The organism is Streptomyces sp. NPDC002209, assembly GCF_042890265.1.
Lineage (GTDB): Bacteria > Actinomycetota > Actinomycetes > Streptomycetales > Streptomycetaceae > Streptomyces.
The window spans coordinates 118,348-132,893 of the sequence record NZ_JBIARX010000018.1 but is presented as its reverse complement, the minus strand read 5'-3'; the positions used below and the strand labels follow the sequence as shown (position 1 = coordinate 132,893).

Annotated in this window: 18 protein-coding genes, 1 tRNA gene and 1 riboswitch; of the genes, 7 read left to right on the top strand and 12 right to left on the bottom strand. The window is 71.3% G+C overall.

Annotated elements, in window-relative coordinates:
• Nucleotides 1–91: 91 nt before the first annotated feature.
• Nucleotides 92–628, bottom strand: a complete 537-nt coding sequence (locus ACFYXK_RS27995; protein ID WP_389413608.1) for a GNAT family N-acetyltransferase — start codon at nt 626–628, stop codon at nt 92–94.
• 154 nt (nt 629–782) lie between these two features.
• Here ACFYXK_RS27995 and ACFYXK_RS27990 point away from each other — a divergent pair, with 154 nt between their 5' ends.
• The gene (locus tag ACFYXK_RS27990) at nt 783–959 is read left to right on the top strand and encodes a hypothetical protein (RefSeq protein WP_266666706.1); all 177 of its coding nucleotides are present in this window, start codon (nt 783–785) and stop codon (nt 957–959) included.
• Between the two features lie 79 nt (nt 960–1,038).
• Nucleotides 1,039–1,338 (top strand): hypothetical protein, encoded by a 300-nt coding sequence (locus ACFYXK_RS27985; protein ID WP_030297991.1) that lies wholly within the window; start codon nt 1,039–1,041, stop codon nt 1,336–1,338.
• A 191-nt stretch (nt 1,339–1,529) separates the two neighbouring features.
• Here ACFYXK_RS27985 and ACFYXK_RS27980 read toward each other — a convergent pair whose 3' ends face one another.
• From ACFYXK_RS27980 to ACFYXK_RS27960, 5 genes are all read right to left on the bottom strand, one after another.
• Nucleotides 1,530–2,894 carry a DUF445 domain-containing protein gene (locus ACFYXK_RS27980; RefSeq protein ID WP_389413607.1) on the bottom strand — a complete coding sequence of 455 codons (1,365 nt, stop codon included), beginning with the start codon at nt 2,892–2,894 and terminating at the stop codon, nt 1,530–1,532.
• Nucleotides 2,895–3,115: 221 nt separating this feature from the next.
• Nucleotides 3,116–3,874, bottom strand: a complete 759-nt coding sequence (locus ACFYXK_RS27975; RefSeq protein WP_389413606.1) for a DUF1707 domain-containing protein — start codon at nt 3,872–3,874, stop codon at nt 3,116–3,118.
• 132 nt (nt 3,875–4,006) lie between these two features.
• Nucleotides 4,007–4,978: an ATP-binding cassette domain-containing protein gene (locus ACFYXK_RS27970; RefSeq protein WP_389413605.1), complete on the bottom strand. Its 972-nt coding sequence runs from the start codon at nt 4,976–4,978 to the stop codon at nt 4,007–4,009.
• 6 nt (nt 4,979–4,984) lie between these two features.
• Entirely contained in the window at nt 4,985–5,842 is an 858-nt protein-coding gene (locus tag ACFYXK_RS27965; protein WP_389413614.1) for an ABC transporter permease, read from the bottom strand.
• A 64-nt stretch (nt 5,843–5,906) separates the two neighbouring features.
• Nucleotides 5,907–6,734: an ABC transporter permease gene (locus tag ACFYXK_RS27960; RefSeq protein ID WP_383513459.1), complete on the bottom strand. Its 828-nt coding sequence runs from the start codon at nt 6,732–6,734 to the stop codon at nt 5,907–5,909.
• 175 nt (nt 6,735–6,909) lie between these two features.
• Between ACFYXK_RS27960 and ACFYXK_RS27955 the strand changes: the two genes are divergently transcribed.
• Nucleotides 6,910–9,354, top strand: a complete 2,445-nt coding sequence (locus ACFYXK_RS27955; RefSeq protein ID WP_389413604.1) for a transglycosylase domain-containing protein — start codon at nt 6,910–6,912, stop codon at nt 9,352–9,354.
• 35 nt (nt 9,355–9,389) lie between these two features.
• Here ACFYXK_RS27955 and ACFYXK_RS27950 read toward each other — a convergent pair whose 3' ends face one another.
• From ACFYXK_RS27950 to ACFYXK_RS27940, 3 genes are all read right to left on the bottom strand, one after another.
• Nucleotides 9,390–9,710: a multidrug efflux SMR transporter gene (locus ACFYXK_RS27950; RefSeq protein WP_030158619.1), complete on the bottom strand. Its 321-nt coding sequence runs from the start codon at nt 9,708–9,710 to the stop codon at nt 9,390–9,392.
• A gap of 30 nt (nt 9,711–9,740) precedes the next feature.
• A riboswitch (guanidine-III (ykkC-III) riboswitch) is annotated at nt 9,741–9,819 on the bottom strand.
• A 54-nt stretch (nt 9,820–9,873) separates the two neighbouring features.
• Entirely contained in the window at nt 9,874–10,176 is a 303-nt protein-coding gene (locus tag ACFYXK_RS27945; RefSeq protein WP_048475576.1) for a co-chaperone GroES, read from the bottom strand.
• A 94-nt stretch (nt 10,177–10,270) separates the two neighbouring features.
• Nucleotides 10,271–10,588, bottom strand: coding sequence for a DUF3618 domain-containing protein (locus tag ACFYXK_RS27940; protein WP_383513527.1), 318 nt, complete (start codon nt 10,586–10,588; stop codon nt 10,271–10,273).
• A gap of 110 nt (nt 10,589–10,698) precedes the next feature.
• Here ACFYXK_RS27940 and bcp point away from each other — a divergent pair, with 110 nt between their 5' ends.
• The 4 genes from bcp to ACFYXK_RS27920 all read left to right on the top strand — a co-directional run bounded on the left by bcp (nt 10,699) and on the right by ACFYXK_RS27920 (nt 12,579).
• Entirely contained in the window at nt 10,699–11,166 is a 468-nt protein-coding gene (gene bcp / locus ACFYXK_RS27935; protein ID WP_389413603.1) for a thioredoxin-dependent thiol peroxidase, read from the top strand.
• A 144-nt stretch (nt 11,167–11,310) separates the two neighbouring features.
• Nucleotides 11,311–11,955 carry an HNH endonuclease gene (locus ACFYXK_RS27930; RefSeq protein ID WP_389413602.1) on the top strand — a complete coding sequence of 215 codons (645 nt, stop codon included), beginning with the start codon at nt 11,311–11,313 and terminating at the stop codon, nt 11,953–11,955.
• Nucleotides 11,952–12,458: an HNH endonuclease gene (locus ACFYXK_RS27925; RefSeq protein WP_389413601.1), complete on the top strand. Its 507-nt coding sequence runs from the start codon at nt 11,952–11,954 to the stop codon at nt 12,456–12,458. The genes ACFYXK_RS27930 and ACFYXK_RS27925 overlap by 4 nt, the downstream gene beginning before the upstream one ends.
• Nucleotides 12,459–12,506: 48 nt before the next feature.
• Nucleotides 12,507–12,579 (top strand) — tRNA-Leu (locus tag ACFYXK_RS27920).
• Nucleotides 12,580–12,628: 49 nt separating this feature from the next.
• Here the strand turns inward: ACFYXK_RS27920 and rdgB are convergent.
• From rdgB to rph, 3 genes are all read right to left on the bottom strand, one after another.
• Nucleotides 12,629–13,234 carry an RdgB/HAM1 family non-canonical purine NTP pyrophosphatase gene (rdgB, locus tag ACFYXK_RS27915; protein WP_389413600.1) on the bottom strand — a complete coding sequence of 202 codons (606 nt, stop codon included), beginning with the start codon at nt 13,232–13,234 and terminating at the stop codon, nt 12,629–12,631.
• Between the two features lie 38 nt (nt 13,235–13,272).
• Complete coding sequence (locus tag ACFYXK_RS27910) at nt 13,273–13,659, bottom strand: hypothetical protein (RefSeq protein ID WP_352214999.1); 387 nt, start codon at nt 13,657–13,659, stop codon at nt 13,273–13,275.
• A 105-nt stretch (nt 13,660–13,764) separates the two neighbouring features.
• On the bottom strand, nt 13,765–14,490 hold the full coding sequence (gene rph / locus ACFYXK_RS27905; protein WP_030299875.1) for a ribonuclease PH: 726 nt from the start codon (nt 14,488–14,490) through the stop codon (nt 13,765–13,767).
• Nucleotides 14,491–14,546: the final 56 nt, after the last annotated feature.

Below are 14,546 nucleotides of genomic sequence, written 5' to 3'. Positions count from 1 at the left end.
AACACCCCCGACCCTTCGTCTGGACGAAGACCGCCGACGAGATCCTCGACAAAGTCGCCGCCTACTGCCACCGAATCTCTGACTCACGTCACTAGCGGCCCGGGTGGTCCGGGGAGAGGAAGACGATCACGCCCGTCTGCGTGCCCGGGCGGGGGGTGACCTCGTGCCAGCCCAGGCGGCGGTACGTGGCCACCGTGTCGGTCGCCAGGCGGGAGGTCAGCAGCCAGGCCCGGCGGTCCGGGGCGTCGGCGGTGATCTCGGTGAGCAGGGCCCGGCCGGTTCCGTGGCCGCGCGCGTAGGGGCGTACGGCGAGCTCGTCTATCTCCAGCGCACCCGTCAGGAGCTCCCGCACCCGCTCCGGGCCGAGCTGCGCCGCGACCTGCGCGTACCCGCGGGCCTTGGGGAAGGACGCCGGGGTGAGCCAGCCCGTGGCGAAGCCGTCGATGCCGGTCGCGGACTGGGCGAGAGCCGTACGGAAACCCCGGCGCCGGGCGTCGGACTGGAGGCGGACCGCGAACTGGCGAATGGTTTCTTCGTCCTCGTTCCACGGCGGGGCTGAGAAGACGTCGGCATAGGCGTCGACCAGTTCGTCCGCGAGGTCGAGGACGGCCTGTCCGTAGCAGATCACGATGTCCGAGCTCCTCTTTTTCCCGTTTGGGATGGGAGAGTCAATTTATGCCGGTCCGGTTCCTGGAGCGCGTATCGCACGGATCCGGCGAGTGTGCGACAAATCCCCTCCCCGCATTCCGTGTCGGGGGGACGCGCGGCGCGTTGAGCAGCCCGTGGACAGACTGCTTCGGGCCACCGGCCGGTGCGTGCTCGCCTTCCTTCTCGTCCTGGGTGTGGTGGCGCTGCTGCCGCGCGCCGTCAAGGACGCCGTGCCGGACGGTGTGATCGGCGGGGCCGTGCTCGTGCTGGGGGCGCTGGGGGCCCGCCGGGTGGTCAAGCCCCCGCGTTAGCCTCGTGGCACCGGCACTCGCAGGAGTAGTACACGTGAGATCGGTCAGATCAGACGACTTGAGGAGTGGGCAAGTGGGCATGGCGCGCGTACCGAGTTCCGCAGTGGCGGCCGCCGGACTGGTCGGCGGGTACGCCGTCGCCCGGTGGACCAAGAAGCGTCCGCTGGGCGGTGTCGTGCTCGGCGCGGCCGGGCTCGCCGCCGGGCGGGAATGGCACCGCCGCGGCGGCACCCCCGCGGCGGCCGGGCTCGGCGCGCTGTACCTCGCCGGCTTCGCGGGCGCGCACCCGCTGGCCAAGAAGGTCGGGGCCTGGCCGGCCGTGCTCGGGGCGGCAGCCGTCGTGGCGACCGCCTCCTGGGTCGTCGCCGACCGCGGCTGAGCCGAGCGGGCCGACCGCAGCCAGCCGACGCGACCCAGCCGGGTCTGCCCAGCCGGGTCTGCCCAGCCGGGTGGGCGCCCGGCCCGGCCGTGCGCGCCGGGCCGGCGTGCGCCGGCCGGACCCGTCCACCTGCCCGGCCGGCCGGCGGCAGGAGGCAGGACCGGCGTTCCGCGCCGGGGCCGCCTGCGCGGCTACGCGCCGAACGCCTGCGACACCGCGTAGATCAGCAGCCCGGCCAGGGCGCCGACCACCGTGCCGTTGATGCGGATGAACTGCAGGTCGCGGCCGATGTGGGCCTCGATCTTCCGCGACGTGTGCTCGGCGTCCCACCCGGCCACCGTGTCCGTGATCAGCGAGGTGATCTCGGCCCGGTAGGTGGTCACCACGTACACCACCGCGCCCTCGATCCAGCCCTCCACCTTGTCCTGGAGCCGGCCGTCCGTCGCCAGCCGCGCCCCCAGCGACAGCAGCGAGGACCTGACCCGCAGCCGCAGCTCGCTCTGCTCGTCCTCCGCCGCCGAGATGATCATCGACCGGATCGCGGTCCAGGCGGAGGCGATCATGTCCTGGACCTCCTCGCGCTGCAGGATCTCGGACTTCAGGCGCTCCACCCGGGCCCGGGTGTCCGTGTCCGACTGGAGGTCGGCCGCGAAGTCCGTCAGGAACCGGTCCACCGCCCCGCGCGCCGGGTGCTCCGGCATGTCCCGCATCTCGGTCAGGAAGCGGAGCAGTTCCTTGTACACGCGCTCGCCGACCTTGCGGTCCACGAACCGCGGGGTCCAGCCGGGCGCGCCGCCCTGGACGGCGCCCATCACCGAGTCCCCGTGCGTCACCAGCCAGTCGTGGGCCTTGACGCAGACGAGGTCGACGACGCGGCGGTGCCCGCCGTCCGCGACGACCTTCTCCAGGGTCTTGCCGATCCCCGGCGCGATCTCGGCGGTCTCGGCCCGCCGGGTGACGGCCTCGCCCACGACGGCCTGCACGTCGGAGTCGCGCAGTACGGTCAGGGCTCCGCGCAGCGCGGTGGCGAGCTCGGCCGTGACCCGGTCGGCGTGCGCGGGCTCGGCCAGCCAGCCTCCGAGGCGGCTGCCGATGCGCAGGGCGCGGAGCCGGGCGCGGACCACGTCCGGGGAGAGGAAGTTCTCGCCGACGAACTCCCCGAGGGAGATGCCGAGCTGGTCCTTCTTGGTCGGGATGATCGCGGTGTGCGGGATGGGCAGCCCGAGCGGGCGCCGGAACAGCGCGGTGACGGCGAACCAGTCCGCGAGGGCGCCGACCATGCCGGCCTCGGCGGCGGCCCGGACGTAGCCGGCCCAGCCGCCGGCCCCGGAGTGCTCGGCCCAGGTGGTCAGTACGTAGACCAGCGCGACCAGGATCAGCAGGCCGGTCGCGGTGGTCTTCATGCGGCGGACGCCGCGGCGGCGCTCCTCGTCGGCCTCGCTGAACACGAACGGGCCCCCGGCGGCCGGTGTGCCCGCCCGCGCGCGGTCGGTGGCGGCTTCCACGTCTTTCACGTACGACTCCTGCCTTCCCCCGGTGGCCGGTTTTGTCTGCATAGCATCCGACTCCCGGGAGGTCCGCAGAGTTCCCGGCGCGCCGTGACCGGGGTCCGGGTCCGGGTCCGGACGCCGTGACCGGGGTCCGGGTCCGGACAGGGTGACCGGGCTCCAGGGTCCGGGCTCCGGGGTCCGGGCTCCGGGCTCCGGGCTCCGGGCTCCGGGCTCCGGGCTCCGGGCTCCGGGCTCCGGGCTCCGGGCTCCGGGCTCCGGGGTCCGGCCTAGAGCTCCTTGCGTACCGCGCCGCCGTCCAGCCGCTTCGGACCCTTCTCGCCCTTGGCGCCCTTCGCGCCCTTCGGCGGCTTGACCTTGACCGCGACCCCGCCCCAGAAGGCGAGGCCGTTCACGATCACCCGCGGAGCGCCCGGTTCCGGCCGGTTCTCCAGGGCCTTGCCCTGGTCGAAGGCGCCCATGATGCCGATGCCCCGTACGTCGACCTCCACGCCCGGCGGGACCGTGATCTCGATACCGCCCATGACGGCCACGCAGGTGATCACGACCTCGCGCGCCGCGAAGTCGGCATCACGCAGGTCGAGTTCGCCGCCGCCCCAGAACGCCACCGCGTTGAACCGGCCGGGCACCGTCCAGCGGCCCTTTCGCTGGAACCCCGACATGACCGCGACCGCCGACGAGGAGGTCGCCGTGCCGCCGATCCGCGCCGGCCAGGACGAGTCCGGGGAAGCGGCCGGGGCCATGGGCCGGTCCGCGGCCCCGGCCCCGGCCACGGCCGGCAGGTCCCGGGTCAGGGGTTCGAGCTCCGCGTACGTACGCGACGCGTACGCCGCCTCCAGCCGCTCCTCGAACTCCTCCATGTCGATCCGGCCCTCGGCGACGGCGTCCCGCAGACGCTCCACCACCCGCTCGCGGTCGGCATCCGACGCCCGCATGGCCGGGAGCGGCTCGGGGCCCGTACCTTCCGGAACCGCTTTCTCCAGCGATGTCTTCTCCGGCAACGGCTTCTCCGGCCGCTCGTCACTCATGTGGGTCAGCCTATGCACAGAAGCCCCCCGGTTGAACGGCTCCGCCCCCGACCCGCACCCGGGGTCCGCCCCTGATTTCCCCCTACCCCCGGCCCGGCCGGGCCCTCGCCCCCGCCCCCTGGTCCCCGCCCCTCACCCCCGCCCCGCGTACATCCGCGCGATCACGTCCTCGATGTCCGGCTCCCGGACCGACAGGTCCAGCAGCGGGTACCGCGCCGCCACCTCCGCCACCAGGGGCGCCGCCGAGGTCCCCGCCGGGAACGCCAGCCACTGCCGCGGGCCGTCCACCTTCACCACCCGCGCCCCCGCCACGCTGATCTCCGGAAGCTCCCGCTCCAGGTCCACCACCAGCGTCCGCTCGCCGCCGCCCTCCCCCATCGAGTGCAGACCGGCCAGCGCCCCGTCGTACATGAGCCGCCCGTGGTCGATCACCATCACGCGCTCGCACAACTGCTCGATGTCCTGCAGGTCGTGGGTCGTGAGCAGCACGGTCGTGCCGAGCTCCGCGTTCAACTGCCGCAGGAAGCCCCGCACCTTCGCCTTGCTCACCACATCGAGCCCGATCGTCGGCTCGTCCAGGTACAGCACGTCGGGATCGTGCAGCAGCGCCGCCGCGATGTCCCCGCGCATCCGCTGGCCCAGCGACAGCTGCCGTACCGGTACGTCCAGCAGTTCGGCCAGGTCGAGGCGGTCCACGCAGCGCTCCAGGTTCTCCTCGAACCGCGCCGCCGGGATCCGGTACATCCGCCGCATCAGCCCGTACGAGTCCTTCAGCGGCAGGTCCCACCACAGCGTGGTCCGCTGCCCGAACACCACCCCGATCCGGTGCGCCAGCCGCATCCGCTCCCGCGCCGGGTCGATGCCCGCGACCCGCAGCCGCCCGCCGCTCGGGGTGAGGATGCCGGTCAGCATCTTGATCGTGGTCGACTTCCCAGCGCCGTTGGGCCCGATGTAGCCCACGACCTCGCCCCGCGCCACCTCGAAGCTGATCCCGTCAACCGCCCTGACCCGGCGTTTCTCCCGGCGCATCAGGCCCACCCGGCGCCGGACGTCGAAGACCTTCTCGACCCCGTCCAGCTCGATCAGCACATCCGTGCCACCCACAGCCGCTCAGCTCCCCGTACTCCGGTACGAACGAAGACCCGCACGCCACACCAGCGACGCGGGTACGAACACCACCACCGCCACCAGCGGGCTCAGGAACGCCACCCACCCCGGCAGCCCCAGCGGATCGGGCCGCCCCAGGACGTACAGGGCGGGCAGCCAGTTCACGAAGGCCAGCGGAACGACGAAGGTGACCCCGCGCAGCAGGTCCTTCCCGAACACCGTCGGCGGGTACTGGAGCATCGTGTTGCCGCCGTACGTGAAGGAGTTCTGCACCTCCGCCGCGTCCCCGGCGACGAACTGGAACGCCGCCCCGGCCACCATCACCGCCCCGAAGATCGCCGCCCCGGCCACGACCATCACGGGCATCAGCCACACCTTCCCGGCCGTCCAGTCCACGTCCAGCACCGCGACCGCCCAGACCAGCACCGCCAGGCCCTGCCCGATCCGCCCCACCCGCCGCAGCGCGAAGCGGTCCGCCGCGACCTGCGCGAGCACCGGGACCGGGCGCACCAGCATGGTGTCCAGCGAGCCGTCGCGGATCCGGACGCCGATCCGGTCCGTGTTGCCGAGGAGCAGGTCCGCGAGCCCCAGGGAGGCCGAGGCGGACCCGTACAGGAGGGCGATCTCCGGCAGCGCGAAGCCGCCGAGGACGTCCACGTGCGAGAACATGATCCAGATCGCGACGAAGTCGAGGAGCGTGATCGCCGCGTTCCCGAACGTGGAGAGCAGGAAGGACGTCCGGTACGTCATCGTCGACCGGATCCACATCGCCACGATCAGCCCGTAGCCGCGCAGCCCCTCCAGGGCCCGGTTCCGCGCCGGTAGCTCCAGCGGCCGTCCGGGCCGCGCCGCAACCGCCACCGCCCCGGACTCCGCCGCCCCGGACTTCGCCGCCCCGGACTCCGCCGACCCCGACGCCAGCGCGTCAGCCACCCTGGACCACCGCCTTCCGCGTCGCCGCCGACTGCAACAGCCGTCCCGCGCCCAGCAGTACGAGCACCCACCCCGCCTGGAAGCCCAGCGCCCGCACCGCGCCCCCGGCGCCGGCGTGCTCGCCCATCAGCACGTCCAGCGGCACCTGGATCATCGCCGACCACGGCAGGACGCGGACGATCTCGCCGAAGCCGCCCGGGAACACCGTCAGCGGCAGCAGCATCCCGGAGCAGAAGATCGTGACGACGACGGCCATCAGGTTGATCCCGGTCCCGTCCATCAGCCAGAACGCCGCCAGCCCCAGCAGGTAGCGGATCGCGAAGCTGACGACGAGCCCGAGCAGTACGGACACCAGGAACAGCAGCCAGCGCACCGGATCGGCGGGCAGTGCCAGCTCGAACGCCAGCGCCCCCGCGAGCAGCGGCACCACCCCGCGCCCGAGCAACTGGAAGCCCGCGCGCCCCAGATCGGCCGCGAGCCACCACATCTGCAGATCGGCCGGCCGGTACAGGTCGACGGCGATGTCACCCGTGCGGATGCGCTCCTGCATCTCCTCCTGGAAACCGCCGCCGATGAGCGCGCCCGCGGCGAGCAGCGACTGGCTCACCCAGACGAAGGTCAGCGCCTGCGCCTGGTCGTAGCCGCCGAGTCCGGGCCGCTCGTCCCACAGGGCGACGTACGTGTACGCGAGGATGAAACCGAAGACGGTGTTGGTGAACACCCCTGCCGCCGTCGCCGTCCCGTACGTGGCGTAGCGCCGGAACCCGCCGGCCGCGACGGCCGGATAGAGCCACGCCCTGCGAGCCGTTGCCTGGCGCACCGTATCCCCCCGATTTCCCCGGTCGTTCCTACGTCGGCCAAAGCGCGCGAGCTTAGTGCGGAGGGGCGATCCACGCGACCGGTTTACGCCCGTCCGAAGCGGAATGAGCAGTCATCAGGTAGACAGCACGGAGTACAGATGTGGATATTTCGTATGGCGTCGAGGAGTCCTGGCGATGAGCGACCAGTCACCACCACCGGGCTGGACCCCTCGTGATCCGGACGCCCCCGCAAGAACTCCCGCGCAGCAGCCGTCAGCGCAGCAGCCGCAGAAGCCGCAGAAGCCTCGGAAGCCGTCCGGCGAGAGGCAGTCGCGCAGAGCCGCCGACCGGGCCGAGCGGAAACGGAAGCGGACCGGCTGGCGCCGCCTCGTCCCCACGTGGCGCACGGTCCTCGCCGCCGTGCTGCTGTGCGCCGTGCTGGTCATCGGCGCCCTCGTGGCCGGCTACCTGCTGGTCCACATCCCGCCCGCCAACTCCGCCGCCACCGCCCAGTCCAACCTCTACCTCTACGCCGACGGCTCGCAGCTGGCCCGCGACGGCGAGGTCAACCGCGTCAACGTCCCGCTCTCGCAGATCCCCCGTACGGTGCAGGAGGCCGTACTGGCCGCCGAGGACCGGGACTTCTACTCCGAACGGGCGGTGGACCCCAAGGCGATGATCCGCGCCGCCTGGAACACGGCGACCGGCAAGGGCACCCAGTCCGGCTCGACCATCACCCAGCAGTACGTCAAGAACTACTACCTGGGCCAGGAACAGACGATCAAGCGGAAGGTGAAGGAGTTCTTCATCGCGATCAAACTGGGCCGCGAGAAATCGAAGGACTACATCCTCGAGGGCTACCTCAACACCAGCTACTTCGGCCGCAACGCGTACGGCATCCAGGCCGCCGCCCAGGCCTACTACGGCAAGGACGTCGGCAAACTCACCACCGCCGAAGGCGCGTACCTCGCCACGCTCCTCAACTCCCCCAGCGCCTTCGACGTCGTCGCGCACCCCCAGAGCCGCGACCGCGCGCTCGCCCGCTGGAACTACGTACTCGACGGCATGGTCAAGAAGCAGTGGCTGCCCGCGGCCGAGCGGGCCGCGACGAAGTTCCCCGAACCCGGCAAGGTCCGTCCGGCCGCCGGCCTCTCCGGGCAGCGCGGCTACCTCGTCGAGGCCGTCAAGGACTACATCGTCGAGAACAAGATCCTCGACGAGAAGACCCTCGCCGAGGGCGGCTACCGCATCACCACCACCATCGACAAGCGCCGCGAGAACGCCTTCGTCGACGCCGTCGACGAGAAGATGGTCGGCAGACTCGACCCGGAAACCCGCAAGGCCGACCGCGTCGTACGGGCCGGCGGGGTCTCCATCGACCCGGCCACCGGCAAGGTCGTCGCCATGTACGGGGGCATCGACTACACCAAGCAGTACGTCAACAACGCGACCCGGCACGACTACCAAGTGGCCTCCACCTTCAAGCCGTTCGTGTTCGCCGCCGCCGTCGAGAACGACTCCCGCACCCAGGACGGCCGCCTGATCACCCCCAACACCGTCTACGACGGCGACAACAAGCGCCGCGTCGTCGGCACCCGGACCCCCTACGCCCCCGAGAACGAGGGTCAGGTGTCGTACGGGAACATCACCGTCACCACCGCCACCGACCTCTCCGTCAACGCCGTCTTCGCCCAGATGGCCGTCGACGTCGGCACCGCGAAGGTCAAGAAGACCGCCATCGACCTCGGCATCCCCGAGAACACCCCGAACCTCGTCGCGAGCCCCGCCATGGCCCTCGGCACCATGCAGGCCAGCGTCCTCGACATGGCCCAGGCCTACGCGACCCTCGCCGACCACGGCCGCCACACCCCGTACACGCTCGTCGAGAAGATCACCAAGGGCAGCGACAGCATCCCGCTGCCCGACCGCACCCCGAAACAGGCCGTCAGCCGCGAAGCCGCCGACACGACCACGTCCATGCTGGTCAGCGTCGTCGACAACGGCACCGGTACGGCCGCCCTCGCCGCCGGGCACCCGGCCGCCGGCAAGACGGGCACCGGCGAACTGGACCGCTCCGCCTGGTTCGCGGCGTACACCCCGGACCTGGTCACGGTCGTCTCGATGATGGGCCAGGACCCCGACACGGGCGCCCTGGAATCCCTGTACGGGGCACTGGGCGAAGCCCGGATCGGGGGCGGCGGCTACCCGGCCCGGATCTGGGCGCAGTACACGAAGACCGCCCTGGAGGGCAGCGACCCGCTGGACTTCGACCTCGAACTCCAGCCGGGCGCCGCCCCGTCCCCGCCGCCGTTCGTCCCGAGCAGCCCGGAACCGACGCCGGACGAGAGCGGCCCGCAGTCCCCGCCGCCGCCGACCCGGCCGAGCCGCCCGAGCCGGCCGACACCGTCGGACGGCAACCAGGACCAGGGCGGCCGGAACCAGGGACAGGACACCGAGGGCGGGACCACGGAAGGCGACACGAGCGAAGGCCGGGGCAACGAGGGCGCCACCGGCGGGACGACCACCGGGACCACCGGCGCCGCGACATCGGGCACCACGGCCGGCACCACCGCCGGCGCCCTGGGCGGCGTCACCGGAGGCCGCCTGCGCAGCCGCCCCCCGTCGGAGTACCTGGAGTAGCCGGAATCGCGGGAGTAACCCGTTCGGGGGGCGGATCAGTGACCGGAGGTCGCCTTCAGCCCCACCACGGCGACCAGCAGCAGGCAGATGAAGAAGATCCGGGCGGCGGTGACGGGCTCACCCAGCACCGCCATGCCCAGCACCGCGGCACCGGCCGCACCGATGCCCACCCACACGCCGTACGCGGTACCGATGGGCAGCGTCTTGGCGGCGTACGAGAGCAGCACCATGCTGGCGACGATCCCGGCACCGGTGAACACGCTCGGCCACAGCCGGGTGAAACCCTCCGTGAACTTCATGCCGATCGACCAGCCGACCTCGAGCAGACCGGCGACGAGAAGCAGGACCCAGGCCATGACAGGCACCTCCGGAACGAGAGCGAACGGGGTGCGTCGTCTTGTCGTACAGCCACGGCTACCCGGTACGGCGCGTCTCGTCGGGGGTTCCCCACCACCGTAGCAAAGCGCAGGCAAAAGGGCCGGTGACCCCGGTCACCGGCCCTCTTCCACGATCGATCCGCTACAGGTACAGCCCGGTGGAGTCCTTGGACCCCTCCAGCCGCTCCGCGGCCACGGCGTGCAGGTCCCGCTCGCGCATCAGCACGTACGTCGCACCCCGCACCTCGACCTCGGCCCGGTCCTCGGGGTCGTACAGCACCCGGTCGCCCGGCTCCACACTGCGTACGTTCTGCCCGACCGCGACCACCTCGGCCCAGGCCAGCCGCTTGCCCACGGCAGCGGTCGCCGGAATCAGGATGCCGCCGCCCGAGCGCCGCTCGCCCTCCGGCGAGTCGGACTTCACGAGCACCCGGTCGTGCAGCATGCGGATGGGCAGCTTGTCGTGGGTGGTGGTGTTGGTGTTGTCGCTCACGCCACGAACCTACCCGTCCGCGCCCGGCCCGTGCGCCGCAGGGTCATCAGCGCTTGCGCCGTGCCGACGCCACGAGCAGGCCGACCACACCCACCGCGAGCAGCGCGACGGGCGCGATCCGCTCGAAGCGCGGCGCGCCGTCCTCGTGACGCAGGCCGTCCCGTACGTCCGTCAGGAGACGGTTCACGGCGACGACGGCACGCCCGGCGGTGTGGTCCACGGTCGAGACGACCCTGGCCTTCGCGTCCCCGATGATCGTCTTCGGGTGCATGCGCACGCCGATCTCGTCGAGCGTCTCGGCGAGCTGCTCGCGGCGGCGGACGATGTCCGCCTCGATCTGTGCGGGGGTCCTGGCTTCCGGCACCGCGCTGCCTCCGTCGTCGTGGTCGTCGTCGCATGGGGCGTAGTCCGCCATGAACAGTCTGTCAGCTTAGTCTCGGACCGTACCGATCCCCTCCCGAGGAGACTGTTGACATGAGCGAGCGACTCCAGCCGGGCGACACCGCCCCCGCCTTCACCCTGCCCGACGCGGACGGCAACGAGGTCTCGCTCGCCGACCACAAGGGCCGCAAGGTGATCGTGTACTTCTACCCCGCGGCGCTGACGCCGGGCTGCACGAAGCAGGCCTGCGATTTCACGGACAACCTGGCGGTGCTGGCCGAGGCCGGCTACGACGTGATCGGGGTGTCCCCGGACAAGCCGGAGAAGCTGGCGAAGTTCCGCGAGAAGGAGCACCTGAAGGTCACCCTGGTCGGCGACCCCGAGAAGAAGGTCCTCGAGTCCTACGGCGCGTACGGCGAGAAGAAGCTGTACGGCAAGACGGTGACGGGCGTCATCCGCTCCACGGTGATCGTCGACGAGGAGGGCAAGGTCGAGCGCGCCCTCTACAACGTCAAGGCCACGGGCCACGTAGCCAAGATCATCAAGGACCTGGACATCTGACCACCCCCGTCCCGACACAGCGGCCCGCACCATCCGGTGCGGGCCGCTCCGTTTATCGGACGAACCGCCCCGTAACCGTCCGACTATCGCCCCGTTACTCCGTACGAGAGCCGCACACGCGGCCGGGGAACGGAGGGGGCCCGAATGCCACTCAGCCCGTACACGAAGGAACGCCTCACGGAGGCGGCGCGCACGTCGAGGACCCTAACGGAGGCACTGGAGAAACTGGGGGTGGACCCTAAGAGCGGTTCCCGGCGGTACCTGCTCGATCGCATGCGGAAACTCGGTGTGGACACGTCGCACTTCGAGCGGGCGGAAGCCGTCAAGTGGACGAAGGAGGTCCTCGCTTCGGCGGTCGCCGAGTCCACGAACATGTGTCAGGTCCTGCGGCACCTCGGCCTCGAGGTCGTAGGGGGCAACCACACGCACATCAGCAGGCGGGTCAAAGCATTCGGCATGGACACCTCCCATTTCACACTGCCCTCACCGGCAGGACGGCCAAAGACCCGCCGGAGCCCGGAGACCCTCCTGGTCAAGCAGGAAGGTCCCCACGCCAGGCGCACACAGGGCGAGCAGTTGAAGCAGGCGCTGACCGCACTGGGTGTTCCGGAGATCTGCCAGATGTGCGGCATGCCGCCGACCTGGCAGGGGTACCCGCTACCGCTGGAGGTGGACCACGTGGACGGCGACTGGCGGAACAACCTGCCCCAGAACCTGCGGCTGCTGTGCCCCAACTGCCACTCCACAACCGACACGTACCGTGGTCGCGCCAAGGGGCGCCACTCATGAGCGGCGGGAACCGCTACACGCGCGAAGTCCTGGCGACGGCGGCGGAACGGGAGGAACTACGTGCGGCGGTCGCCGCGTCGTATTCGCTGGCCGAGGTTCTCCGGCGATTGGGCCGCCCCGTATCGGGGAGCCACCACCGGTCCCTGAAACTGTGGATCCAGGGAGAGGGCCTCTCCACCGCCCACTTCCTCGGACAGGCGCATCAGCGCGGCAAACAGGGACCGGTTCCCATGAAGTCCGCGGCGGAAATTCTGATCAGGCATGACGGCAGGCGGCGGACACGCACCCACCTGCTGCGGCGGGCGCTGCGTGAGGTCGGCGTGCCTGAGTGCTGCGACATGTGCGGGACGCCGCCCGAGTGGGGCGGGCGACCCATGACCCTGGAGATCGACCATGTGAACGGAGACTGGAGCGACGACCGTCGCGAGAACCTTCGGTTGTTGTGCCCCAACTGCCACGCGGTGACGGACACCTGGTGCCGGGGAGGAAGGCGCGATCGATGACGCCGCTTCCCCTGCACGGCGTGGTGCGCAGTAGAGTGTCCATGGCTCGCGCCCGTACGCGACCTGGTTAGCGGTGGTCTTTAGGTGGCCACGTATGTCGGTTCGAATCCGACCGGGCGTACCCATGACGAGGCCTGGTTCCCGAGACACGGGGACCAGGCCTCGCTGCGTCAGCCCAGGAGGGCTCGGATGAAGGGGACCAGGGCGCGGAAGGCCTGGCCGCGGTGGGAGATGGCGTTCTTCTCCGCCGGGGTGAGTTCCGCGCAGGTGCGGGTGTCGCCCTCGGGCTGGAGGATCGGGTCGTAGCCGAAGCCCCCGGTGCCCGAGGGGGCGTGGCGGAGGGTGCCGAGGAGGCGGCCCTCCACGACGCGTTCGGTGCCGTCCGGCAGGGCCAGGGCCGCCGCGCACGCGAAGTGGGCTCCGCGGTGTTCGTCGGCGATGTCCCCGAGCTGGGCCAGCAGCAGGTCCAGGTTCGCCTTGTCGTCGCCGTGCGTGCCCGCCCACCGCGCCGAGAAGATGCCGGGGGCGCCGTTCAGGACGTCCACGCAGAGGCCGGAGTCGTCGGCGATCGCCGGCAGGCCGGTGGCCTGCGCCAGGGCGTGGGCCTTGAGGAGGGCGTTCTCCGCGAAGGTGACCCCCGTCTCCTTGACGTCCGGGATCTGCGGGTACGCGTCCGCGCCGACCAGCTCGTGCGGCAGGCCGGCGTCGGACAGGATGGCGTGGAGCTCGGCGATTTTGCCCGCGTTGCGGGTGGCGAGGATCAGGCGGCTGGTCATGCCGCCCATTATCCGGCCCCCTCCGCGCGGGTGGCGGCTCAGCCCGGGGTGCAGACCTTCGACAGTTCCTTCGCCGCGTCGGCGACCGGCTGGATGTCCGGGTTGGGGTTGCCGTTCTCGATGGCCGTGCGGACGTTCTTCACCGCCGTGGTCATGGAGGAGACGGCCTTGCTCAGGTCGGCGTTGTCCGTCTGGTCGCCGACCTTCTTGAGGTTCGTCTCGATCTGGTTCAGCGCGTTCTGGGCGTCCTGCGGGCTGTTGCCGGCCTGGGAGACCGCCTGCTGGAGGTCGTTCGCGCCGTCCGTGATGGCCACCGCCGTGTTCGCGCAGTCCATCGCCGTCGAGATCGCGTCACAGGACGTCAGCGCCGGGACGGCGAGAGCCGCAGCCAGGACGACCGCCGCTATGCGGTGCTTCGGGTTCATGGTTCGGGTCTCCCAGGAATCGACACGGATGCGAGGACGGGCGCACGGCTTTGACACCGTGCGCCCGTATCCAGGGGGACGCAGCAGCGGCCCCCGTGGTTCTGGTCAGAGCTGGAGCGCGCCGAGCTGGATGGCCTCGAGGTCGGCGCAGCCGCCGGCGGCCAGGTCCAGGAGGGCGTTGAGCTCCTTGCGGTCGAACGGCTCGCCCTCGGCGGTGCCCTGGACCTCGACGAAGCGGCCGTCGCCGGTGCAGACCACGTTCATGTCGGTCTCGGCGCGCACGTCCTCCTCGTAGCAGAGGTCGAGCAGCGGGACGCCGTCGACGATGCCGACGCTGACGGCGGCGACGGTGCCGGTGAGCGGCTTGCGGCCGGCCTTGATCAGCTTCTTCTGCTGGCCCCAGGCGACGGCGTCGGCCAGCGCCACGTAGGCGCCGGTGATGGCGGCGGTGCGGGTGCCGCCGTCGGCCTGGAGGACGTCGCAGTCCAGGACGATGGTGTTCTCGCCCAGGGCCTTGTAGTCGATGACGGCGCGCAGCGAGCGGCCGATGAGGCGGGAGATCTCGTGCGTGCGGCCGCCGATCTTGCCGCGTACGGATTCGCGGTCGCCGCGGGTGTTGGTGGAGCGGGGCAGCATCGAGTACTCGGAGGTGACCCAGCCTTCACCGCTGCCCTTGCGCCAGCGGGGGACGCCTTCGGTGAAGGAGGCGGTGCAGAAGACCTTGGTGTCGCCGAAGGAGATGAGGACGGAGCCCTCGGCGTGCTTGCTCCATCCGCGTTCGATGGTGACCGGGCGGAGCTGTTCGGGCGTGCGGCCGTCGATGCGAGACATGCGTCCGAGCCTAGTCGGTGCGCGGATACGCGAAGACCCCGTCCGGGTGGGTCCGG

Excerpts from the sequence above, each read along its gene's own strand:
- ACFYXK_RS27980 (WP_389413607.1), bottom strand. The coding sequence starts at position 2,894 with ATGCAGACAAAACCGGCCACCGGGGGAAGGCAGGAGTCGTACGTGAAA.
- ACFYXK_RS27930 (WP_389413602.1), top strand. The coding sequence starts at position 11,311 with ATGCCACTCAGCCCGTACACGAAGGAACGCCTCACGGAGGCGGCGCGC.
- ACFYXK_RS27950 (WP_030158619.1), bottom strand. The coding sequence starts at position 9,710 with ATGGCCTGGGTCCTGCTTCTCGTCGCCGGTCTGCTCGAGGTCGGCTGG.
- bcp (WP_389413603.1), top strand. The coding sequence starts at position 10,699 with ATGAGCGAGCGACTCCAGCCGGGCGACACCGCCCCCGCCTTCACCCTG.
- rdgB (WP_389413600.1), bottom strand. The coding sequence starts at position 13,234 with ATGACCAGCCGCCTGATCCTCGCCACCCGCAACGCGGGCAAAATCGCC.
- ACFYXK_RS27975 (WP_389413606.1), bottom strand. The coding sequence starts at position 3,874 with ATGAGTGACGAGCGGCCGGAGAAGCCGTTGCCGGAGAAGACATCGCTG.
- ACFYXK_RS27910 (WP_352214999.1), bottom strand. The coding sequence starts at position 13,659 with ATGAACCCGAAGCACCGCATAGCGGCGGTCGTCCTGGCTGCGGCTCTC.
- ACFYXK_RS27925 (WP_389413601.1), top strand. The coding sequence starts at position 11,952 with ATGAGCGGCGGGAACCGCTACACGCGCGAAGTCCTGGCGACGGCGGCG.
- ACFYXK_RS27955 (WP_389413604.1), top strand. The coding sequence starts at position 6,910 with ATGAGCGACCAGTCACCACCACCGGGCTGGACCCCTCGTGATCCGGAC.
- rph (WP_030299875.1), bottom strand. The coding sequence starts at position 14,490 with ATGTCTCGCATCGACGGCCGCACGCCCGAACAGCTCCGCCCGGTCACC.
- ACFYXK_RS27985 (WP_030297991.1), top strand. The coding sequence starts at position 1,039 with ATGGCGCGCGTACCGAGTTCCGCAGTGGCGGCCGCCGGACTGGTCGGC.
- ACFYXK_RS27945 (WP_048475576.1), bottom strand. The coding sequence starts at position 10,176 with ATGCTGCACGACCGGGTGCTCGTGAAGTCCGACTCGCCGGAGGGCGAG.